The organism is Sinomonas atrocyanea (assembly GCF_030812675.1).
In the GTDB taxonomy this organism is placed as follows: Bacteria; Actinomycetota; Actinomycetes; order Actinomycetales; family Micrococcaceae; genus Sinomonas; species Sinomonas atrocyanea_B.
This window is the reverse complement of the sequence record NZ_JAUSTE010000002.1, coordinates 246,856-268,074: the sequence shown is the minus strand read 5'-3', so window position 1 is coordinate 268,074 and position 21,219 is coordinate 246,856. Positions and strand designations below refer to the sequence as shown.

At 72.2% G+C, this 21,219-nt stretch carries 23 protein-coding genes; 15 read left to right on the top strand and 8 right to left on the bottom strand.

All coding sequences use genetic code 11. From position 1 onward, the window contains the following. Nucleotides 1-4: 4 nt before the first annotated feature. The 3 genes from J2W20_RS05035 to J2W20_RS05025 form a co-directional block, all read right to left on the bottom strand. Nucleotides 5-535 carry a low molecular weight protein-tyrosine-phosphatase gene (locus J2W20_RS05035; RefSeq protein ID WP_307005142.1) on the bottom strand — a complete coding sequence of 177 codons (531 nt, stop codon included), beginning with the start codon at nucleotides 533-535 and terminating at the stop codon, nucleotides 5-7. Between the two features lie 85 nt (nucleotides 536-620). Then, the gene (locus J2W20_RS05030) at nucleotides 621-1,241 is read right to left on the bottom strand and encodes a LysE family transporter (protein WP_307005140.1); all 621 of its coding nucleotides are present in this window, start codon (nucleotides 1,239-1,241) and stop codon (nucleotides 621-623) included. Nucleotides 1,242-1,325: 84 nt separating this feature from the next. Next, on the bottom strand, nucleotides 1,326-2,156 hold the full coding sequence (locus tag J2W20_RS05025; RefSeq protein WP_307005138.1) for a methyltransferase domain-containing protein: 831 nt from the start codon (nucleotides 2,154-2,156) through the stop codon (nucleotides 1,326-1,328). A 154-nt stretch (nucleotides 2,157-2,310) separates the two neighbouring features. On the opposite strand from J2W20_RS05025, the gene J2W20_RS05020 reads away from it, so the two are divergent. Beyond that, nucleotides 2,311-2,718: a hypothetical protein gene (locus tag J2W20_RS05020; RefSeq protein ID WP_307005137.1), complete on the top strand. Its 408-nt coding sequence runs from the start codon at nucleotides 2,311-2,313 to the stop codon at nucleotides 2,716-2,718. An 89-nt stretch (nucleotides 2,719-2,807) separates the two neighbouring features. Then, entirely contained in the window at nucleotides 2,808-4,220 is a 1,413-nt protein-coding gene (locus J2W20_RS05015) for an MFS transporter (RefSeq protein ID WP_307005135.1), read from the top strand. On the opposite strand, the gene J2W20_RS05010 is transcribed toward J2W20_RS05015, so the two are convergent. Beyond that, nucleotides 4,201-5,085 carry a fumarylacetoacetate hydrolase family protein gene (locus J2W20_RS05010; RefSeq protein ID WP_307005133.1) on the bottom strand — a complete coding sequence of 295 codons (885 nt, stop codon included), beginning with the start codon at nucleotides 5,083-5,085 and terminating at the stop codon, nucleotides 4,201-4,203. The genes J2W20_RS05015 and J2W20_RS05010 overlap by 20 nt on opposite strands. 185 nt (nucleotides 5,086-5,270) lie before the next feature. On the opposite strand from J2W20_RS05010, the gene dnaK reads away from it, so the two are divergent. The 6 genes from dnaK to J2W20_RS04980 all read left to right on the top strand — a co-directional run bounded on the left by dnaK (nucleotide 5,271) and on the right by J2W20_RS04980 (nucleotide 11,768). Next, nucleotides 5,271-7,142: a molecular chaperone DnaK gene (dnaK, locus tag J2W20_RS05005; RefSeq protein ID WP_307005131.1), complete on the top strand. Its 1,872-nt coding sequence runs from the start codon at nucleotides 5,271-5,273 to the stop codon at nucleotides 7,140-7,142. A gap of 2 nt (nucleotides 7,143-7,144) precedes the next feature. Beyond that, on the top strand, nucleotides 7,145-7,819 hold the full coding sequence (locus tag J2W20_RS05000) for a nucleotide exchange factor GrpE (RefSeq protein ID WP_307005130.1): 675 nt from the start codon (nucleotides 7,145-7,147) through the stop codon (nucleotides 7,817-7,819). 153 nt (nucleotides 7,820-7,972) lie between these two features. Next, nucleotides 7,973-8,956 (top strand): DnaJ C-terminal domain-containing protein, encoded by a 984-nt coding sequence (locus J2W20_RS04995; RefSeq protein WP_307005128.1) that lies wholly within the window; start codon nucleotides 7,973-7,975, stop codon nucleotides 8,954-8,956. A gap of 3 nt (nucleotides 8,957-8,959) precedes the next feature. Then, nucleotides 8,960-9,379, top strand: a complete 420-nt coding sequence (locus J2W20_RS04990) for a heat shock protein transcriptional repressor HspR (RefSeq protein WP_307005126.1) — start codon at nucleotides 8,960-8,962, stop codon at nucleotides 9,377-9,379. Nucleotides 9,380-9,505: 126 nt separating this feature from the next. Then, nucleotides 9,506-10,429, top strand: a complete 924-nt coding sequence (locus J2W20_RS04985) for a DMP19 family protein (protein ID WP_307005125.1) — start codon at nucleotides 9,506-9,508, stop codon at nucleotides 10,427-10,429. 49 nt (nucleotides 10,430-10,478) lie between these two features. Beyond that, entirely contained in the window at nucleotides 10,479-11,768 is a 1,290-nt protein-coding gene (locus J2W20_RS04980; protein WP_307005124.1) for an alpha/beta hydrolase, read from the top strand. Between the two features lie 78 nt (nucleotides 11,769-11,846). Here J2W20_RS04980 and J2W20_RS04975 read toward each other — a convergent pair whose 3' ends face one another. Continuing rightward, nucleotides 11,847-12,014 carry a hypothetical protein gene (locus J2W20_RS04975; protein ID WP_307005123.1) on the bottom strand — a complete coding sequence of 56 codons (168 nt, stop codon included), beginning with the start codon at nucleotides 12,012-12,014 and terminating at the stop codon, nucleotides 11,847-11,849. A 156-nt stretch (nucleotides 12,015-12,170) separates the two neighbouring features. Between J2W20_RS04975 and J2W20_RS04970 the strand changes: the two genes are divergently transcribed. Then, nucleotides 12,171-12,680 carry a sigma-70 family RNA polymerase sigma factor gene (locus J2W20_RS04970; protein ID WP_307005121.1) on the top strand — a complete coding sequence of 170 codons (510 nt, stop codon included), beginning with the start codon at nucleotides 12,171-12,173 and terminating at the stop codon, nucleotides 12,678-12,680. Further along, the gene (locus J2W20_RS04965; RefSeq protein WP_307005120.1) at nucleotides 12,677-13,393 is read left to right on the top strand and encodes an anti-sigma factor family protein; all 717 of its coding nucleotides are present in this window, start codon (nucleotides 12,677-12,679) and stop codon (nucleotides 13,391-13,393) included. Before J2W20_RS04970 ends, J2W20_RS04965 begins: the two co-directional genes overlap by 4 nt. Before the next feature lie 12 nt (nucleotides 13,394-13,405). On the opposite strand, the gene J2W20_RS04960 is transcribed toward J2W20_RS04965, so the two are convergent. After that, complete coding sequence (locus J2W20_RS04960; protein ID WP_307005119.1) at nucleotides 13,406-15,046, bottom strand: sensor histidine kinase; 1,641 nt, start codon at nucleotides 15,044-15,046, stop codon at nucleotides 13,406-13,408. 107 nt (nucleotides 15,047-15,153) lie between these two features. Between J2W20_RS04960 and J2W20_RS04955 the strand changes: the two genes are divergently transcribed. From J2W20_RS04955 to J2W20_RS04935, 5 genes are all read left to right on the top strand, one after another. Next, nucleotides 15,154-15,540, top strand: a complete 387-nt coding sequence (locus J2W20_RS04955; protein ID WP_307005117.1) for a response regulator transcription factor — start codon at nucleotides 15,154-15,156, stop codon at nucleotides 15,538-15,540. Between the two features lie 117 nt (nucleotides 15,541-15,657). Beyond that, complete coding sequence (locus tag J2W20_RS04950) at nucleotides 15,658-16,263, top strand: PP2C family protein-serine/threonine phosphatase (protein WP_307005116.1); 606 nt, start codon at nucleotides 15,658-15,660, stop codon at nucleotides 16,261-16,263. Continuing rightward, nucleotides 16,260-18,203 carry a glycosyltransferase gene (locus tag J2W20_RS04945; RefSeq protein ID WP_307005115.1) on the top strand — a complete coding sequence of 648 codons (1,944 nt, stop codon included), beginning with the start codon at nucleotides 16,260-16,262 and terminating at the stop codon, nucleotides 18,201-18,203. The genes J2W20_RS04950 and J2W20_RS04945 overlap by 4 nt, the downstream gene beginning before the upstream one ends. Further along, nucleotides 18,200-18,532, top strand: a complete 333-nt coding sequence (locus J2W20_RS04940; protein ID WP_307005113.1) for an STAS domain-containing protein — start codon at nucleotides 18,200-18,202, stop codon at nucleotides 18,530-18,532. The genes J2W20_RS04945 and J2W20_RS04940 overlap by 4 nt, the downstream gene beginning before the upstream one ends. Continuing rightward, nucleotides 18,525-18,965 carry an ATP-binding protein gene (locus tag J2W20_RS04935; protein ID WP_307005112.1) on the top strand — a complete coding sequence of 147 codons (441 nt, stop codon included), beginning with the start codon at nucleotides 18,525-18,527 and terminating at the stop codon, nucleotides 18,963-18,965. Before J2W20_RS04940 ends, J2W20_RS04935 begins: the two co-directional genes overlap by 8 nt. 9 nt (nucleotides 18,966-18,974) lie before the next feature. Here J2W20_RS04935 and trmB read toward each other — a convergent pair whose 3' ends face one another. Together trmB and J2W20_RS04925 are read right to left on the bottom strand one after the other, a co-directional pair. Then, nucleotides 18,975-19,838 (bottom strand): tRNA (guanosine(46)-N7)-methyltransferase TrmB, encoded by an 864-nt coding sequence (trmB, locus tag J2W20_RS04930; protein ID WP_307005110.1) that lies wholly within the window; start codon nucleotides 19,836-19,838, stop codon nucleotides 18,975-18,977. Nucleotides 19,839-19,917: 79 nt separating this feature from the next. Beyond that, nucleotides 19,918-21,219 (bottom strand): MFS transporter, encoded by a 1,302-nt coding sequence (locus J2W20_RS04925; RefSeq protein WP_307005108.1) that lies wholly within the window; start codon nucleotides 21,217-21,219, stop codon nucleotides 19,918-19,920.

Sequence of the window (21,219 nt, the reverse complement as noted above, 5' to 3'; positions counted from 1 at the left end):
GGGCTCAGGCGTCGACGGCCAGGCCGAGCGTGGCGAGCTCGCGCCGCACGTGGGCGATGATCCCGGGCACCGAGGCCGCGATGAGGCGCCACGTGGTCTCGAAGTCGCTCTGGTCGCCGAACCACGGGTCCTCGATCCCCTGGTCGAGGTGGTCCAGATGGGCCACGGCGGGGTCGAACCCGCGCAGCATGCGCACCTTCTCGGCGGTCCCCAGCGGGGCGTGCTCGCGCAGGTGCCCGTAGTGGTCCACGTCGAGGGCGAGGATCAGCTCGCGCTCGCTGTACCAGGCGGGCTCGAACTGGCGGGCCACATGGGTGTGGGCGCGCAGCCCGTGGGCGTCGAGGACGCGCGCGGCCCGCGGATCGATGGGCCGGCCGACTTCATAGCTGGTGGTGCCCGCCGAATCGACGAGGACGTGCTCGGCGAGGCCTGCTGTGCGCAGGGCGTCGGCGAGCATGAACTCGGCCATGGGGGAACGGCAGATGTTCCCGGTGCAGACCGTGATGATCCGGTAGGGGCTCGCCGTCGAGTTCATGCGACCAAGCATAGGGTTTGCGGCGGGTCCGCTCCGCATCCCAGGCGCCTCGGCGCCGGTGCGTGACGGGCCGCGCGGCCGGCGGTCAGACGACCGCGAGGAGCACGCCCACCCCGACGAACAGCACGCCGAACACGCGGTTGAGCGTGCGCTGCCCCCGCTCGCTGCGCGTGAACCGCCGGAAGCTCTTGGCCGCGAGCGCGAAGAAGAACCACATCACGAGGATGTCCACCACCACGATCGTGGCCCCGATGACCAGATACTGGCTCCACAGCGGGGACTCGGGGCGCACGAACCCTGGGATGAAGGCGAGGAAGAAGACGATCGCCTTGGGGTTGAGCAGGTTGACCCAGAGCCCGCGCTGGAACATGGACCACGCGGGCTCGTTGGCGAGGGCCTCGGTCGTCTCGGCGGACGTGTCCGGCCTGCTGAAGAACTGCCGCACGCCGAGGTAGGCGAGGTAGGCCGCGCCCAGATAGCGGATCACGTTGAAGGCGAGCGGTGAGCCGGCCACGAGCACCCCGAGCCCGGCGGCGACCACGGCGAGGTGCACCACCAGGGCGGCCTGCTGTCCGAGCACCCCCCAGATGGCGCGGCGGAACCCGGAGGTGAGCGAGTTGCTCATGGTGTTGATGGCACCGGCACCCGGGGTGAAGCTGATGAGCAGGCAGGCGCCCACGAGGGCGCCCCAGAGGGAAAGTGGCACCCCACCAGCGTAGGGCCGCGGCGGGGCGCTCCCTGCCAGCAGCCGGGCCGGGACCCGGCTGCCGTTCGCCCGGCACCCCGATCCCTACGCCCGGCCGATGACCTCCCCGTTGGGGATGAGGAACCAGCCGTCCGAGGAGGAGCCCCACCGGTGCCAGCCCGCCGCGATGCGCTCGAGGCCCGCCTGCTCGGTGAAGCCGTACTCGAGGGCCTGCTCGGCGAACGCCGAGTGCAGCACCCGCTCGCTCCACACGCGCGCCTGCCAGGCCCGCTGCTGCGGGGTCGCGTACAGCCAGTTGCTGCTGCTGGGGGAGACGTCGGCGAAGCCCGCCTCCTGCATCCAGCTCACCAGCCGCCGCCCGGCGTCCGGCTCGGCGCCGTTGCGCCGCGCGATGCGCTGGTAGAGGTCCATCCATTCGTCGAGCTCGTCCAGCTCGGGGTACCAGCTCATGCCGTGGAAGTCCGCGTCCCGGACCGCCACGAGCCCGCCCGGCTTGGCCACGCGCCGCATCTCCCGCAGCGCTGCGACGGGATCGGTGAGGTGCTGCAGGACCTGGTGGGCGTGGACCACGTCGAACGACTCGTCCTCGAGCTCGAGGTCGTACACGTTGCCCGCGACGAAGGAGGCGTTGCCGATCCCGCGCTCCTCGGCGAGCGCCCGGGCCTGGGCCACGACGTCCTCCGAGCGGTCCAGGCCCGTCACCTGGCCCGGGTCGACGAGCCGGGCGAAGTCGCACGTGATGCTCCCCGGCCCGCAGCCGACGTCGAGGACGCTCAGCCCGGGGGAGAGGTGCGGGAGGAGGAACGCGGCCGAGTTCTCGGCGGTCCGCGCAGCATGGGCGCGCACTACGCTCTCGTGGTGGCCGTGGGTGTAGACGTCGTTGGGGGTGTTGGCGGGGCTGTCCGGCGCTTCCATGCCCCCACGTTAGGCGACCGGGTCACAGGAACGTGTGAAGTTGGCTACTTATAGCACGGTTTCGCGCGGGCGGCGGGACCCGGGCCCGTAAAATTGAGGGCGAATCATATACGACCTGACGGGCAATGGTGCCCCTCATCCGAGAGGAGCACAGATGTCCCTGACCCACAGCCCCAACAGCGCCCACGGGATCCGCCGGCACGGACGCATGCGCCTCGGCGAGGACATCCTCCTCGCCCGCCACGGCGACAACATCGCGAGCCTGCGCCTGGACCGCCGGGCCAACCGGATGGTCGCGACCCTGCGCGACGGCAGCATCGACTGCGCCTCCAACTCGGTCCTCGCGGCGGTCCCCTCGCCGATGGCCCGTCTGGGCGCGCAGCTCCACGCTGTCCGCACCGACACCGCCTCGGTCAGCCACTCCGACGCTCGCACCCTCATCAAGTTCAGCCTCGTCTGGCTGCTCATCAGCGCCGTCCTCACGGTCGGAGTGATCTGGGCCGTGACCGCCTCGGGCAACTCCGAGATGGTCAACAGCGCCCTCATGTACCCCGCCTACTGACGCACGACGCCGGCTGGCCTGCCTCCGTGGCCGGCCCGCCGGGCGAGACCCTCCTGCCGCCGGGGCCGTGCCCTCGCTACCCTGAGCCGGTGACCTCACCCGCCCCCGCCGTCTGGAACCCCCGCCTCGCGCTGCTCGTCGCGGCGACGTACTTCATGGAGTTCCTCGACGGCACGGCCCTCGCGACGGCCCTGCCGGCCATCGGCGCGGACTTCGGCGTGCCCCCGGCCGACGTCAACGTGGCCATGACCGCCTACCTCGTCGCCGTCGCGATGGGCATCCCGTTCAGCTCCTGGCTCGCCGAGCGCTTCGGCCCGCGGCGCGTCTTCACCTCGGCGATCCTGGTCTTCACCCTCGCCTCGCTCGCGTGCGCGCTCAGCCCCGGCCTCGCGGCCCTCACGGCCTTCCGCGCGGTCCAGGGCTTCGGCGGGGCGATGATGGTCCCCGTCGGCTCGCTCGTGGTGCTGCGCGGCACGCCCAAGGACGAGCTCCTGAAGGCCACGGCGTTCCTCGTCTGGCCGGGCCTGCTCGCCCCGGTCCTCGCCCCCCTCGTGGGCGGTGCGCTCACCCAGTACCTCTCCTGGCACTGGATCTTCCTCGTCAACCTCCCCCTCGGCGCCGCCGCGCTCGTGGCCGCGCTGCGGCTCGTGCCAGCGGGGGGCGCCGACGCAGGCCGGCGGCTCGACTGGCCCGGACTCGGGCTGACGACCCTCGGCGTCGCTGCCGTGGTGGTGGGCCTCGAGCTCTTCAGCGAGGGCCGTCCGGCCGGCTGGGCTGCGGCCACCCTCGCCCTCGGCGCGGCGGCCCTGGCCGCCGCCGTGGCCTGGATGCGCCGGACCCCGCACCCCCTCTTCGACTTCTCCGTGCTGCGCGTGCGGACGTTCCGCGCGACCCAGACCGGCGGGTTCGTCTACCGGCTCACGATCCAGGCCGTGCCCTTCCTCCTGCCGCTGCTCTTCCAAGACGGCTTCGGCTGGGACCCGGTGCACTCGGGGCTGCTGGTCGCGGCCGTGTTCGTCGGCAACATCGGCGTCAAGCCGGCGACGACGCCGCTCATCCGGCGCTTCGGCTTCAAGCCGGTGCTCGTGGCCGCCGCGGCGGCGTCCGCGGCGACCTTCGCTGGGTGCGCGCTGCTCGCCCCCGAGTCCCCCGAGGCCCTCATCGCGGTGCTGCTCGTGGCCTCGGGCGCGTTCCGCTCCATCGGCTTCTCCGCCTACATGAACGTCCAGTACGCCGACGTCTCGGCCGGGCAGCTGCCCAGCGCGAACGCGATCGCCAACACCCTCGTCCAGCTCGCCGCGGCCCTCGGCGTCGCCGTCGGCGCCCTGCTGATCCGGGCAGGGACGGCGTGGCTCCCCGCCGTCGGCGGCCACGCAGGGGCCGCGGCCCTGCCCTACCGGTTCGCCTTCGCGGCGATCGCGGTGCTCATGCTCGCCTCCGTCGTGGACAGCGCACTGCTCCCGCGCCACGCGGGGACCGAGGTCAGCGGGCGCCGGAGGTGACCTCGGCGCGCTCGGCGGCGAGGGTGCAGCGCTGCCTGCCGAGGCCCTCCACCTCGACCTCGACCGTGTCGCCGGGCGCGAGGTAGGGGAAACGTCCCGAGAGCGCCACTCCGGCCGGGGTCCCGGTCAGGATCACGTCGCCGGCCTCGAGCAGCATGTACTGGCTCACGTGGTGGACGAGCTCGGCCGGGGAGAAGACGAGGTCCGCGGTGCGCGAGTCCTGGCGCGCCTCGCCGTTGACCCAGCTGCGCACGCGCAGGTCTGCCGGATCGGCCTCGTCGGCGGGGACGAGCCACGGCCCGAGCGGGGTGGAGCCCGGGGCCGACTTGCCCTTGGTCCACTGCCCGGCCGCGCCCATCTGCCACTCGCGCTCGGAGAGGTCGTTGGCGCACGCGTAGCCGGCGATGCACTCGGCGGCGGCCGCCACGGTGGGCAGCAGGTGGGCGTCTCGGCCCACCACGACGGCGAGCTCCGCCTCCCAGTCGTACTTCCCGCCCGGGGCGGGGTGCGGGGCCGGATCGAAGGGGCCCGCGACGGTGCTCGTGGGCTTGAGGAAGACGACCGGGACGGTCGGGACCTCCGCGCCTGCCTCGGCTGCGTGGTCCGCGTAGTTCAGGCCGATCCCGATCACCGACCGCGGGCGCGCCACCGGCGCACCGATCCTCAGCCCGGCCGGGTCGAGGGCCGGAAGCTCCCCGGCGGCGAGTGCCGCGCGGACCCGGGCGGCGCCGTCGTCCGCGAGGAAGGCGCCGTCGATGTCCCGGGTGAGAGGGAGCAGGCTGTAGGCGCGTTCGGTGCCGTCGGGGCTGGCCGCGAGGACGGCCGGCTGTTCCGCGCCGGCGTCGCCGAGTCTCAGGAACTTCATCGATCCTCCGTTATGTGGAAAACAATTTCCAATATCGCCCGATACTACCGCCCCGTGCTTGCAGTTCGCCGACCGTGAACTTGAGCGTCGTCCACTCAAGTTCATTTGACATCCTGCGCCCGCGGCGTAGAGTTGAGTGCAGACCGCTCAACTTGGTCCAGACCAGAAACCAGCAGGAGGAACCTATGTCCCGTGCAGTCGGCATCGACCTGGGCACCACCAACTCCGTCGTCTCCGTCCTGGAGGGCGGCGAGCCGACCGTCATCGCGAATGCCGAGGGCGGCCGCACCACGCCGTCGGTCGTCGCCTTCTCCAAGACCGGCGAGGTGCTGGTCGGCGAGATCGCGAAGCGCCAGGCGGTGAACAACATCGAGCGCACCATCGCGTCCGTCAAGCGCCACATGGGCACCGACTGGACGGTCAACATCGATGACAAGAAGTACACGCCGCAGGAGATCTCCGCGCGCATCCTCATGAAGCTCAAGAACGACGCCGAGTCGTACCTGGGCGAGAAGGTCACCGATGCTGTGATCACGGTCCCGGCGTACTTCAACGACGCCGAGCGCCAGGCCACCAAGGAGGCCGGCGAGATCGCGGGCATGAATGTCCTGCGCATCATCAACGAGCCCACCGCGGCCGCGCTCGCCTACGGCCTCGACAAGGGCAAGGAGGACGAGCTCATCCTCGTCTTCGACCTCGGCGGCGGCACCTTCGACGTCTCCCTCCTCGAGGTCGGCAAGGACGAGGACGGCTTCTCGACCATCCAGGTCCGCGCGACCGCCGGCGACAACCGCCTCGGCGGCGACGACTGGGACCAGCGCGTCGTCGAGTACCTCCTCGGCCAGCTCAAGGTCAAGGGCATCGACCTGTCCAAGGACAAGATCGCCCTCCAGCGCCTCCGCGAGGCCGCCGAGCAGGCCAAGAAGGAGCTCTCGTCCTCGACGAGCACCAACATCTCGCTCCAGTACCTCTCCGTCACCCCCGACGGCCCGGTCCACCTCGACGAGTCCCTCTCCCGCGCCAAGTTCCAGGACCTCACCAAGGACCTGCTCGAGCGCACCAAGAAGCCGTTCCACGACGTCATCTCCGAGGCCGGCATCAAGGTCGCGGACATCGACCACGTGGTCCTCGTGGGCGGCTCGACCCGCATGCCTGCCGTGTCCGAGCTCGTCAAGGAGCTCACGGGCGGCAAGGAGCCGAACAAGGGCGTGAACCCGGACGAGGTCGTGGCCGTCGGCGCCGCGCTCCAGGCCGGCGTCCTCAAGGGCGAGCGCAAGGACGTCCTCCTGATCGACGTCACCCCGCTCTCCCTGGGCATCGAGACCAAGGGCGGCGTGATGACCAAGCTCATCGAGCGCAACACGGCCATCCCGACCAAGCGCTCCGAGACGTTCACGACGGCGGACGACAACCAGCCCTCGGTGTCGATCCAGGTGTTCCAGGGCGAGCGCGAGTTCACCCGCGACAACAAGCCGCTCGGCACGTTCGAGCTGACCGGCATCGCCCCGGCCCCGCGCGGCATCCCGCAGATCGAGGTCACCTTCGACATCGACGCGAACGGCATCGTCCACGTCTCCGCGAAGGACAAGGGCACCGGCAAGGAGCAGTCGATGACGATCACGGGCGGCACCGCGCTGTCCAAGGACGACATCGACCGCATGGTCGCCGAGGCCGAGGCCCACGCCGCCGAAGACAAGCAGCGCCGCGAGGCCGCCGACCGCCGCAACTCCGCCGAGCAGCTCGCCTACTCCGTGGACAAGCTCATCGACGACAACAAGGACAAGCTGCCCGAGGAGGTCCGCACCGAGGTGCAGGCCGACGTCGACGCCCTCAAGAAGGCGCTCGAGGGCACGGACAACGACGACGAGGTGAAGGCCGCGTTCGAGAAGCTCCAGCAGTCGCAGACCAAGCTCGGCGAGGCGATCTACTCGCAGTCGCAGGCCGGTGCCGCCGCGGGCGACGGCGCGCAGGCGGGCACGCACGACGCCGGCTCGACCTCGGGTGCCGACGAGGACATCGTCGACGCCGAGATCGTGGACGAGGACGAGAAGAAGTAGCCATGGCCCCCCACCACGGAAACGAGAACGAGCACGGCTCCGAGCGCCCCGAGCCGGTGATCCGGGACAACCGCAAGGTGGACCCGGTGACCGGCGAGGCGAGGCACCCGGAGGGCGCGGGGGCCCCCGAGGCCGCCCCGCACGACGACGGCCACGAGGAGATGCGCCCCGTGGACGAGGCCCACGACTCGGGCGACGCCCTGGCCCAGGCCGAGCAGATCCTCAACGAGGCCGAGGCCGGCGAGCAGGAGGGCCACGCGGCCGTCGTGGAGGAGCTGCGCAACGACCTGCTGCGCCTCCAGGCCGAGTACGTGAACTACCGCCGCCGGGTGGACCGCGACCGCGCGGTCGCCGGGGAGGCTGCCACGATGGGCGTCCTGAGCTCGCTGCTGCCGGTCCTGGACGACATCGACGCGGCACGGGCCCACGGCGACCTCGAGGGCGGCCCGTTCGCCTCGATCGCCGGCAAGCTCGAGTCGATCGTGGCCAGCCAGGGGCTCGAGCGGATCGACCAGGCCGGCGTCGAGTTCGACCCGAACATCCACGAGGCCCTCATCCAGCAGCCGGGGGAGGGCATCGAGGTGGACACGGTCCAGCAGGTGCTCCGCACGGGCTACCGCACCTCGGCGCGCGTGCTGCGCGCGGCCCAGGTCATCGTGGCGACGCCGCAGGGCTGACCCACCCCCCGTTTCGGGTACGCATCTCGTCGCCCTCCGGGCATCTCGGGTACGCGGGCTCCCAGGCCCGCGTACCCGAAACGGGAGATCCGTGACGAGATCCGTACCCGAAACCGTGCACACTTGAAGCAGCAGTTGACCTAAGGAGCGTTCGTGGCAAGTCAGGACTGGGTGGAGAAGGACTTCTACGCCATTCTCGGCGTGTCCAAGGACGCCTCCGAGGCCGACATCAAGAAGGCCTACCGCAAGCTCGCCCGCAAGTACCACCCGGACCAGAACCCGGGCGACGCCGAGTCTGAGAAGAAGTTCAAGGACATCACGGAGGCCAACTCCGTCCTGTCCGACCCCGAGCAGCGCCAGCAGTACGACGCGATCCGCGCCATGGGGGGCGCCCGCTTCTCCGCGGGCGGCCCGGGCGGGGGAGCCGGCGCGGCGGGCTTCGAGGACCTCTTCGGCGGCCTGTTCGGCGGCGGCGCGGGCCGGCATTCGCGCGGCTTCAACACCGGGAACCTCCCGCCCGAGTTCGCCGACCTCTTCGGCGGCGGAGGCGGGTTCGGCGGCGCCGGCTTCCAGCCCCCGCCCCAGCGCGGCGCCGACCGCCAGGCCAGCACCACGATTTCCTTCGCGGGGTCCATCCGTGGCACCACGGTTGGCCTGCGCGAGCGGGACGGCGAGGTCATCGAGGTCCGCATCCCCGCGGGCATCCGCGACGGGCAGAAGGTCCGTGTCCGCGGCAAGGGCGGCCCCGGCTCGGCCGGCCCCGGCGACCTCATGGTCACCGTCCACGTCCGTCCGCACGACTTCTTCACCCGCGAGGGCGACAACCTCCGCATCCACGTGCCCGTGACCTTCGACGAGGCCGCCCTCGGCGCCCAGATCGAGGTGCCCACGGCGGACGGCGCGACCGTGAAGATGAAGGTCCCCGCCGGCACGAGCTCCGGCCGGACGCTCCGCGTGAAGGGCCGCGGCGTCAAGACCTCCAAGGCCTCGGGCGACCTCCTCGTGACCGTCGACGTCGTGGTCCCGAAGAACCTCTCGAAGGACGCCGAACAGGCCATCCGAGCCTTCGCGGAGGCGACCTCCAAGAACGGCCAGTCGGATCCGCGCGCACACCTTGCGGAGAAAGCGAGGCTCTAGGCCATGGCCATCGACCCGTACGCTCCGATCTTCGTGATCTCCGTGGCGGCGGAGCTGGCCGAGATGCACCCCCAGACCCTGCGCCAGTACGACCGCCTGGGGATCGTCTCGCCGTCCCGCCAGGGCGGCCGCCAGCGGCGCTACTCCCAGCGCGACGTCGAGATGCTCCGGGAGGTCCAGCGGCTCTCGAAGGACGGCGTGTCCCTCGAGGGGATCCGGCGCATCCTCGAGCTCGAGAACCAGGTCGCGGCCCTCCGCGCCCGCGTGACCGAGCTCCAGGCGGAGCTCGCCAACACCCAGCGCACCAGCGAGGCCCGGCGCGTGTTCGCGGCCGGGATGGCCGGCGACGTCGTGAGCCTCGCGCGCGGGCAGCGGCCCGAGGCACGCTCCCAGGCCCTCGTGGTCTGGCGCCCCCAGCGCTGAACTCATCGCTCCCGCACCCCAAGGTTCGCCCAACGTTCACCCGGCGGCGGCCGGGCCCGCCCGCGCGAGGTGCCGGCGGCGTCGTACGTTCGATGCGTGAGTGACCGCACGAGCGAGGAGCCCCGCATGAGCACCACCCAGCACCCCGTCGTCCTCCCGGCCGAGGCCCTGAGGGCCGGTGACGAGGCCGTCGTGGACGCGAACATCGACGTCGTCAACGCCATGTACGAGGAGCTGCTCGACGAGCGCGAGATCGCCCCGAACGCCCTGCGCAGCTACTACGTCGACTTCTACCTCGCGCAGATGCTCGACGGCGGCTTCGCCCAGTACGCGCTCGCGGCCCACGAACGGGGACGCGTCGACAGCCTGGTGCGCGAGGGCCTGCACGAGATGGGCGCGACCGGGCACCTGGCCCTCTTCGACGAGCTGACCGCCGCGGCCGCGGCCCTCACCGTGGAGGAGACCGAGGCGTACCTCGACGGCGACCCCGAGGCCTCGGTGGCCGTGGCCCGCCTCGAGGACCTGGACGACAGGTTCGAGGGCCTCCTCGAGGAGGAGGACCTCCTGGCGCTCAACGGGGCCTGGCTCAAGGGCCAGGAGGGCCTGCTCGCCCTCGACGAGGACGGCCTCGAAGACGAGATAGCCCGACGTGTGGGCCTCATCGGCGACCTCGAGGAGCGCCGGGCGGCGGCGGACGGGCGCGGGCTGGAGGACATGCCCGACTTCGAACTCGTGATCCGCGAGCTGTGCGACGCGGCCGGCCACGAGCTCGTGGCCGTCACCACGGCCGACCCGCACTTCGTCCGCGACGGGGCCGAGTCCTTCGCCTGGCGCTTCACCACGGACCTGGGGGAGTACGTGATGGTCGAGGAAGGCGACGAGGCCGCCATGATCGACGCCGAAGACGGGACTGTCCTCGCCACCGTCGAGTTCGTGGAGCTGGACGAGGACGACTGGACGGCCGATGATGATGCCGATGGGCATGGTGCGGCCGAGGCCTCCCGGCGGGGCGCCCCCGAGGACGGGCACGCAGCGCCGACGGCTCCCTGAACCGTCGGCCAGCGCCGGCCGCGCGCCCTGAGGTCGGCCGGGAGGCGGCATGGACTGGCTCTACAGCCTCGACATCCTCGACGGGGCCTTCGTGGGCGGCGCGGTCGCCGCCGGCGTCGCGGTGCTTGTGGTGCTCGTCGCGGCGCGGTCGGACCGCTGGCGGGTCCAGAGGCTCCTCCTCGCCTCGGCGGCCGGGACCCTCGTGGGGCTCACGTTCTATGCCGTGTGGGATGCCGCCGACTTCCTCGGCCTCTACCTCCCGGAGGACGTCGGCCGCCTCCTGATGGCAACCTGCGCGGCCGGCGCAGTCTCCATGGCCTGCCTGTGGGACCGGCCGGCCTGGCGCAGGGCGCTGGCTGCGGCGGGCGTCCTCGTGGTCGCGGTCTCCGGCGGGACTGCCATCAACGCCTACTTCGGCTACGACCGGACCCTGGGAGCCCTCGTCGGGGTGTCGACCGGGGCGCCGATCGACCTCGGCGCGCTGGCCAAGGACGTCGGGCCCGCCAGGGGCGCCTCGGCGGGGAAGCTCCTGTCGGGATGGACCCCGCCTGCCGGAATGCCCGCGGTGGGACGCCGGGGTACCGTGCAGATCCCCTCGAACGGCTTCCCCGCGCGCCGCGCCGGCGTCTACCTCCCGCCCGCGGCCCTGACCGCCCACCCGGTCCGGCTGCCGCTCGTCATCCTGATGATGGGCGACCCCGGAACCCCGGACCCCGGCGCCGTCGCCAACGTCCTCGACGCCTTCGCCGCCACTCACCGCGGCCTGGCGCCGATCGTGGTCGTCGCGGACCAGATCGGCACCAAGGGCGATCCGGCCTGTGCCGACTCGACAACCTACGGCCCGGCGGAGAGCTACATTCTGAACGACGTCGTCCCCTGGGCCAGGCGCACCTTCAACGTCGTCGCGGACGCAGCCCACACCGCGATCGGCGGGTACTCGAACGGCGGGGCGTGCGCCTTCAAGCTCGCTGCCGAGCGGCCCGCGCTGTTCGGCGCCATGTTCTCTGCTTCGGGGGAGGAGTACCCCGGCGCGGAGTCGTCCCAGGCCGCCATCACCAACGTCTTCCACGGCGACGTGAAGGCCTTCGACGCCGCCAAGCCCGCCGCCATCCTCGCCCGCCACCGCGGCGCGTACTCGCACATCACGGCGGTCTTCACGGTCGGCTCGGGCGATCCCACGTTCACGCCCGGGGTGCGGCGGGCCGAGCAGGCGGCCAAGGCAGCCGGCATGATCGCGTCCATCCGCACCGTCCCCGGCGCGGGCCACGTTCACGGAGCGATCGGAGGCGGGTTCCGCGAGGCCTTCGAGGTCCTCTTCCCGGTCCTCGGCCTGGGCTGACAGAAGCAGGCCACCCGCAGGCGCTCCCCCTCAGGGGTGCGCCTGCGGGCGGCCGCGCAGGCCGTCAGCCGCTGTATGTCAGCCGTTGTACTGCGGACAGGCCTCGTTGGAGCAGCCCTTGTCGCGGGGGATCCACCGCTCCCCGTCCTGCTGCCACACGATGTGCCGGTGCTGCCCGCAGAGCTCGCACGACGGCGCGACGAAACTGTGCTTCTCATCTTCCGTGTAGGTGCGGAAGTCTGACATGGTTCCTCCTCCACGTGGGGCTCCCCACACTACCCGTGGCACGGGGGCGGTTCCAGAGCTCCCGCCGCCCGGGCACCGGCCGCAGAATGATCCTGCGCGCGGCATGCGGTGAACCGCATCGGCGAGGAGGACGTGTGAAGGGACGAGGAGGTCCCCATGCCCATGGACGAGGAGGCGGTCGCGGCGCTGTACCGCGAGCACGGCGCGGCCCTGCGCCGCTTCGCCCGTGGCGCGGTGGGCAGCGAGAAGGCGGAGGACATCGTGCAGGAGGCCATTATCAGGGTGTGGCGGCAGGCCCCTCCCGCGACCCAGGGCCTACGTCCCTACCTGTACCGCACGGTGCGGAATCTCATCGTCGACCAGCACCGCCTCGCGTCCCGCCGTCCCCGCACGGTCGCGTCCGTGGACGAGGGGGGCGACGGCTTCGCCGTGGCGGTGGACGCCGAGCGCATTGACGAGCTCCTGGACCGGGTGGTCATGGAGGAAGCGCTCGCCAGGCTCACCCCCGAGCACCGCCGGGCGCTCGTGGCCGTCCACTACCGCAGGCTCACCGTCGCGGAGGCGGCCGCCGAGCTCGGGGTCCCGGCGGGCACGGTGAAGTCCCGCTGCTTCTATGCGCTCAAGGCCCTCCGCGCCGCGCTCGACGAAATGGGGGTGGACCGATGAGCACCGGAGCGTTCCGGCCGGGGCACGAGCAGCGGGCGGACCTCGGCGCCTACGTGCTCGGGGCCCTCAGCCCGGCCGAGCGGGAGGCCGTCGAGGAGCACCTCGCAGAGTGCGCCGCGTGCCGCGCCGAGCTCGCGGGGCTCGAGACGCTCCCCGCGCTGCTCGACGCGGTGCCGCCCGAGCGTGCCGCGCAGATCGCGGACGACGCCGCCCGCGCGCCCGAGCCGGGCACCGCGCCGCGCGAGCTGCTCGCCAGGGTGACGCGGCGCCGTCGTGCGCGGGCCGCGGGGTGGGCCGCCTCCCTGGCCGCCGCCGCGGCGGCCTTCTTCGCCGCGGGGATCGCCCTCGGGCCCGCGCTCGGCGCCCGCCAGGAGCAGGCCGCCCCGCCCGCGCCGAGCGCCACGGCACCGTCCCCCGCGACGACGGTCACCCTCAGGTCGGCCGACGGCGCGCACATCGACCTCGCGCTCGTGACCCGGGCGTGGGGCACCGAGCTCGACCTCACCTGCCGGGGCATGCCGAACGGGGGCGCCTACACCGTCTGGGTCGTCTCGGCCCAGGGCGGAGCGCAGCAGGCGGCCGCGTGGAGCTCGACCGGCTACTCCGGCCGCGCCGTCCTGACGGGGGCCACCTCCTTCGAGCTCTCGGCCATCCGGGCGGTGGAAGTTCGGGACGCCGCCCAGAAGACCGTGGCGAGGACGTCGCTCGGCTGAGGCGCCGGAGGCTCAGGCCGCGACACTGAGCGGGAGGCGCAGGGTGAACACGCTGCCCTCGCCGAGCACGCTGCGGCACTCGAGGGTGCCCCCGTGCTCGCGGGCGACGTCGTGGGCCAGGGCGAGGCCGAGGCCCACCCCCGGGATCCCGGACCTTCGTGCCGCGTCGCTGCGGTGGAACCGGACGAACGCCTTCGAGACGTCCTCCTCGGACATGCCGATGCCCTGGTCCGCGACCTCGGCAACGGCCATGCCGTCCTCGTCGCGCGCCGTGACGGTCACGGTCGCGCCGCTGCCGGAGTACTTGAGGGCGTTGGAGATGAGGTTGTCCAGGACCCGCACCACGGCGGTGCGGTCGCCCATGACCGGCAGGGGGCCGCCGGCGTCGGCGACGAGGCGGATCGAGCGCGAGGCGGCATCCCGCTCGGCGGACTGGGCGGCGTGGGCGGCGAGCTCGGCGAGGTCCAGGGGTGAGCGCAGCGTCTGGGCGGCCGTTCCGGTGGCCGCCGCGAGGACGTCGTCGACCATCTGCTGCAGGTGCCGTGCATTGCGCTCCATGATCTGCAGGTCGGCGCGCGCGTAGGCGGGGAGTCCGTCGTCGTCCATGAGCAGTTCCGCGTAGCCGCGGATGCTCGTGAGCGGGGTGCGGAACTCGTGCGACATGCTCCCGAGGAAGCTGTCCTTGGCCTTGACGGCCTCGAGGATCTCGGTGATGTCGGAGAAGACCAGCACGGAGCCGGCGCGGCTTCCCTGGGGCCCCCGCAGCGGCCGCGCGGACGCGGAGACCGTCCTGGCATCCGGTCCCTCGCCGAGGATGTAGACCTCGTGCGAGAAGGTCTCCCCATCGATGGCCCGGCGTGCGGGGCGCCGCTCGGGGTCCACAAGGGCACCGGTCTCGGGGTCGAGGACGAGGAGCCTCTGCTCGGGCGCGTCTTGGGTGCCGTAGGGCAGCGCCGCCGCGTGCAGCTCGCGCTGGCGGCGGTTCATGAGCAGATCATTGCCGTCCGCGTCGATGACGACGACCCCGACGTCGACGGCGTCCAGGACGGTGTCCAGCATCTCCTGCCGCAGCTCGCTCCTGGCGAGCAGGTCCTCGACCTGGCGCTGCTGGGCCATGCCGCTGCGCGTCATGACGCTCACGGCGACGCCGATGGCGAACATCATGATGGGCACGAGCAGCTGCGACACGAGCTGCTGCGGGGAGGGGGCGCCGGTGCTGAACAGGGGCCACCAGACCACGGCCAGTGTGGCAGCGGTGCCCGCGGCCAGTCCGGCCTTGGGCCACAGCCCCGAGCCCGCGATCCACATCACCGGGAAGACCGCGAGGAGGCCCAGGCCGCCGAGGGTGTCCCCCGCCGAGGGGCGCAGGATTCCGACCGGGATGAAGTCCAGCAGCGGGATGACGAGGAACGAGCCGTAGGGGAGGCGGTCCCAGGGTACCGCCAAGCAGGCCAGCAGGAGGGCCGCAGCGGCAGCCTGGCCCCAGAGGAAGCCGGCAGTGGCCGCCACGGGCGCGTCGACCATGAGGACGATGAGGAGCACGAGGAGGAGGGTGATGTTCAGCGGCAGCTGGCTCAGGACCACCCGGCCGGTCATGGGCAGCTCGTGGAACTTCGCGCGCCCGAGAAGGAGCGCGTCGAGCAGCTTCTCCATGGAGGCTCCTTCCCAGACGGCGCTCGGGCCGCCCCTCATGACAGGCACGTTCATCCTATGTGACCGTCCCGTCGCGGATCCGATGGCGAACTGGCTTAATGGTGACCATGGGTGAAGTGAGCGGGGGCAGGAAAGCCCTGGTCATCGAGGACAATGCCGATATCCGTGGACTCCTGGAGACGTCGCTCGAGCGGCAGGGCTTCCAGACGAGCGCCTCGGCAGGCGGCTACGCGGCGCTCGAGACCGCGCGGAGCATCCGCCCCGACCTGATCACCCTCGACCTCGGCCTGCCCGACCTCGACGGGCTCGAGGTCTGCAAGGCGCTGCGTGCCTTCACCGAGGCCTACATCCTGGTGATCTCGGCCCGCGCCGACGAGGCCGACCGGCTGACGGCCCTCGAGCTCGGTGCCGACGACTATCTGGGCAAGCCGTTCAGCCCGCGCGAGCTCAGGCTCCGCGTCGAGGCGCTCCTGCGCCGTCCCCGGGGGAGCTAGCAGCCCTCCGAGAGCGAGCTCCAGACCGCCGCGAGGGTCCAGCGCGGACTCCTGCCGGACAGCTCGCCGGCGCTGCCCGGGTACGACCTCGCGGGCGCCTGCCGGCCGTCGCGGAGCGTGGGCGGGGACTTCTTCGACTGGGAGGCAGACGGCTCCCGCCTGGCCGTGACGCTCGCGGATGCGATGGGCAAGGGCATGGGCGCCGCCCTCGTGGCGGCGACGGCCCGCGCCGTGCTGCGGCCGGGGCGCCTGCAGCGCTCGGCCGAGTCCCTCGTGGGGCGCGCGGCAGCGGCGCTGGAGCCGGATCTGACCAAGCTGTCCTCCTTCGTCACGCTCATGCACTGGCGCCTCGACGGCATGGCGGGGGAGGTCGAGTACGTCGACGCCGGGCACGGCCTCGGGATCCTGGTCCATCCGGATGGCCTCTGGGAGCGGCTGGGCAGCTCCGGGCCGCCGCTGGGGCTGCTGCCCGGCGCCCAGTGGCGCGGCGAGACGGTCTGGGTCCCGCCGGGGGCGCAGCTCGTAGCCGTGAGCGACGGGCTCCTCGACGCGTTCGACGCCGCGGAGCCTGCGCTCGATGCCGTGGCCTCGGCCGTGCACGCGGCCGGGTCCGCGCGCGAGGCCGTGGACGCGGTGCTGGCGCTCGCCGTCCACGCCGAGGACGACGTGACGGCGGTCGTGCTCCGCCGCGAGCTGGCGCTGGAGGGGGCGATGGTCGCGTGAGGCTGTTCTGGCTCCGGCTCGTGGCCGCGCTCGCCGTGCTCACCGGCATCAACTACGTGGCGTGGCGGTGGGCCGCGTCGCTGAACTGGGACGCCTGGTGGATCGCGGTGCCGCTCGTCATCGCCGAGACCTACTCCCTCATCGACGTGAGCCTGTTCGCGCTCACGGCGTGGCGGCTCCGCGGCCGGGGCGAGCCGACGGCGGCGCCCGAGGGCCTCACCGTCGACGTGCTGATCACCACGTACAACGAGCCGAACGATCTGGTGCTCGAGACCGCCCGGGCGGCCCGGGACATCCGCTATCCGCACCGGACCTGGATCCTCGACGACGGCTCGCGCGAGGACCTGCGCGAGGAGGCCGCCCGCATCGGGGTCGGGTACCTGACCCGGGGCGCCGAGTGGGCGGGCAAGCCGCGCCACGCCAAGGCGGGCAACCTCAACAACGCGCTGCAGCTCACCGAGGGCGAGTTCTTCCTCGTGCTCGACGCTGACCAGGTCCCCGCTTCGGAGATCCTCGATCGCACGCTGGGCTACTTCTCCGACCGCCGGGTCGCACTGGTCCAGACCCCGCAGTGGTTCTGGAACGTCCCCGACGACGACCCGCTCGGAAGCCAGGCGCCGCTCTTCTACGGGCCCATCCAGCAGGGGAAGGACGCCTGGAACGCGGCCTTCTTCTGCGGCTCCAACGCGATCCTGCGCCGCGAGGCCCTCATGCAGCTGGGCCTGGCCGGGTACGTGCGGGACACCGAGCAGCGCGTGCGGAGGGCCCTGGAGGCGGGGGCAAGCGCCATCCGCCGCGCACGGCGCCGCCCCGAGGCCGCGGACCCGGGCATCAGCGGACTGCTGGACACCGTCGGCGCCTCCCTGGGCCGGGGCCGGCGCGCGCTCGCCGAGGGCGGCTCGATCGCCGAGATCACGTTCACCGTCCAGGCCGAGGTCGACGACGCCGTCCGGACCCTCGTGTCCGCGAACGTCCGCGGCGTCTCGGAGGACCTCAGCCAGATCGCCTCGCTCGTGCCCGAGGACCAGGACGGCGGCCTCCCCGCCGGACCCTGGTTCGACGAGGCGGTCGCCGCGCTGTCCACGCGCGAGCTCTCGCCGCTCGCGGCGCTCGAGTCCGTCCGCGCGGTGCTGGACGAGGTCACCGTCGAGCGCGCCCACGAGGCCCAGCCGGTGATGCCGCTGTCCACCATCTCGGTCACCGAGGACATGTCCACGTCCATGCGCCTGCACGCGACGGGGTGGCGCAGCGTCTACCACCATGAGGTCCTGGCCGCGGGGCTTGCCCCCGAGGACCTCAAGAGCATGCTCACGCAGCGTCTGCGCTGGGCCCAAGGCACCATCCAGGTCATGCTGCGGGAGAGCCCCCTGACGCTCAAGGGGCTGCGGCTGCCGCAGCGGCTCATGTACTTCGCCACGATGTGGAGCTACCTGTCCGGCTTCGCCGCCATCGCCTACTTCGCGGCCCCGGTCATCTTCCTCACCTTCGGGATCCTCCCCGTGCACTCCCTCAGCCCGGACTTCTTCGCGCGGTTCGTGCCGTTCATGGTCCTGAACCAGTCGCTGTTCCTCCTCGCGGCGCGAGGGGCGAAGACGTGGCGCGGCCAGCAGTACAGCCTCGCCCTGTTCCCCACCTGGATCAAGGCGTGCACCACGGCGGCCGCCAACGTCTGGTTCGGGCGTCCGCTCGGCTTCGCGGTGACGCCCAAGGCCCGCCAGGACGGCGGCGACGCCCTGCTCCTGCTGCGGCCCCAGGCGGTCGTCGCCGCGCTCCTGGTGCTCTCGGCCGTGATCGGCACGGTGCGCCTCGTGCTGGGGATCGGGGAGCCGCTCGGTACGCTCGTGAACGTCATCTGGACGGCCTACGACCTGCTCGCGCTCAGCGTGCTCGTCAAGGCCGCCCGTTACAGGGGATTCCCCTCGGAGAGGAGCAGGACGTGAAGTTCGATCTTCAGCCGCGCGGCGACTACGCGGAACTGGCCGGCAGCGGCCGGCTGAACATGGTCGGGGCGCCGGAGCTGAGGGAGGCGGTGGCAGCTGCCCTCGAGTCCGGCCACCGCAACATCGTCCTGAACCTCGGTGAGACCGACTTCATGGACTCCTCGGGCCTCGGCGCCCTCGTGGGCTGCCTCAAGGCGGCGCGGCAGGCGGGCGGAGACCTCCGCATCGCGAACATCGGCCCGCAGCTGGAGATGGTCCTCAAGCTCACGAGCATGGACCGCATCCTCACCCCCTACCCGACCGCCGAGGAGGCGTTCAGCCGTGGCTGAGATCCTCGCTTCGGCGACGGTTCGCGGGCCGGCCGAGCCCCCCGTCATCGACGCCCTCCACGAGACGTTCGAGCGGCTCTGGGACGACGTCCTCACCCTCGGCCCCGAGGACCGCATGCCGTTCGAGCTGGCCGTGGTGGAGGTCGCCACCAACGCGGTGCGGCACGCCAAGGCGCCGGACGACGGCTCCGTGGAGCTGCAGGTCGACGTGGAGGTGCGCCCGTACCTGCTCCTGGCGAGGCTCTACGAGCTCGGCGCCGTCCCGATGGGCGAACTCGACGTCCCCGACTCCATGCCCGGCCCGGAGGCGGACAGCGGGCGGGGCCTGCAGATGGTGCGCCAGCTCCTGAGCACCGTCAGCTGCGAACGCCAGGGCGAGGCGAACGTCTGGACGCTCACGCGCACCTCGGGCGACGGCGGCGCCGCCCCCTAAGCCTGCGCCTCAGGCCCGGACGGCCGTGAGGTCGAAGACGACGCGTCCGGCCTTGAGGGCCTTGTTCTCGAAACTCGTCAGGATCCGCCCCTCGAACCGTGGGGCCCACCCGCCCAGGGCGTCGGCCTCCCCGGTGGGCTCGCAGTCCACCCCGGAGGCCCAGGCCGCGGTGAGCGGGCTCGCGGAGCCGGCCAGCTCGCCGTCGTGCGCGTTGCGGAAGTCCGGCGAGGCGGCCACGACGTCCCGCATCTGCTGGGCGTAGCCGGACCAGTCCGTGGCGAGCCGCCAGACGCCCCCCGGGGCGAGGACCCGGGCGGCGAGCGCGGCGAAGGAGTCCTTCACCATGCGCCGCTTGTGGTGGCGCGTCTTGTGCCAGGGATCCGGGAAGAACACCCACAGCTCGTCCACCGAGCCGGCGGGGAGCATTGATCCGAGCACCTCGGGGGCGTTGGCCTGGGCCACCCGGACGTTCGTGAGTCCGCGCTGGCCGATCCGCAGCAGCGTGTTCGCCAGGCCGGGCCGGTAGACCTCGACGGCGAGGAAATCCCGCTCCGGGTCGGCCTCCGCGGCGGCGACGATGGCCTCGCCGAGTCCCGAGCCGATCTCCACGACGAGCGGCGCCCGGCGCCCGAACTCGGTCGCGGCGTCGAACACGTAGTCGGGGTGGACCGAGGTGTCCGCCACGTGCCGGGGGACGTCCACCACGTACGCGTCCGCGTGCTCGTCCCAGGCGGCCTGTCGGCGGCCCTGGAGGCGGGTGCCGCGCCGGACGAAGCTGAGGGGCTGGCGGCGGTAGGTGTCGAAAGAGGCCTGGCTGCCCGGGGTGACGGGGTTGGCCGGGGTGGTTGCGGGGGATTCGGGGTGCTCGCTCATTGCCCTCCAAGGGTACCGGGGCACGCACGACGGCGCCCCGCCGGCTTGCGCTGGCGGGGCGCCGTCCGCGGCGGTCGGTTCAGCGCCGCAGGTCCTTGCCCTTCGTCTCGGGAAGGCCGAGCACGGTCAGGATCGAGACCACGACCATGAGCACCGCGTAGACGTTGAACATCCACGACTGGTGGAACACGTCGGAGAAGAGCTGCTGCAGGTAGGGGGCGGTGCCGCCGAACAGTGCGACGCAGATCGAGTACGGGACGCCCACGCCGACGGTGCGGATGTGCGCCGGGAACATCTCCGCGTAGGCCGCCGGGACGATCGCCGCGGAGCAGGCGATGAAGACCAGCATGACGGACATCGAGATGAACAGCTGCCACGCGGCGTTGTGGAGGAGCCACGTCATCGGGAAGTGCAGGACCGCGACCCCCACGCCGCCGATGATCAGGACCTTCTTGCGCCCGATCCGGTCGCTGACCCTGCCCCAGAGCGGCAGGGCGATGAGGAACACCACGTTGGCGCCCACGCCCGCCCAGAGCGCCTGGGTGGGGTCGATGTGCAGGCTGGAGATGGCGAAGGCGGGGGCGACCACGCCCCACACGTAGTAGATGATCGTCAGGCCGACGGTCATGCCGATGACCTGCAGGGCCTGCTTCCGGTGCTCGACGATGGAGCGCCAGAGCGGGTGCCTCGGCTTCTTGGCCCCGTCCGTGAGGCGCTCGAACGCCTCGGTCTCGGGCATGCGGGCCCGCATGATGAGCCCGTACAGGCCGAGCACGGCGCCGAGGAAGAACGGGATGCGCCAGCCGAAGGAGTCCATCTGCGCCTTGCTGAGCACGCTCGTGAGGACCACGCCGAGGAACGTGCCGAAGAGGACGCCCATGGTGCCGGAGACGTAGATCAGCGAGGACCAGAGCCCGCGCTTCTCGCGGGGCGCGACCTCGGAGAGGTAGGTCTGGGACGAGGGCAGCTCGCCGCCGTGGGCCAGGCCCTGGATGAGCCGGGCCACGAGGAGGACGAGGGAGGCCAGGGCGCCCACCGAGGTGAAGGTCGGGGCGAGGGCGATGAGCAGGCTCCCGAAGGCCGCGAGGGCCACGGCCAGCGTCATCGACGTCCGGCGGCCGATCCGGTCGCCGATCCAGCCGAACACGAGCCCGCCGAAGGGCCGGGCCAGGAAGCCGACCGCGAAGACGGCGAGGGTCGAGAGGATCGCGGACGTGGGGTCGGCGCCGTTGAACAGCTGCTTCGAGAAGAACGGTGCGAAGGTCGCGTAGACGTTCCAGTCGAACCATTCGACGGCGTTGCCGACCCCGGTGCTCATGAGGGTCTGCCGGGTCGAGGGCGCCTTGCGGACGCGTCCGGCAACAGCGGCGTTGGTGGACAT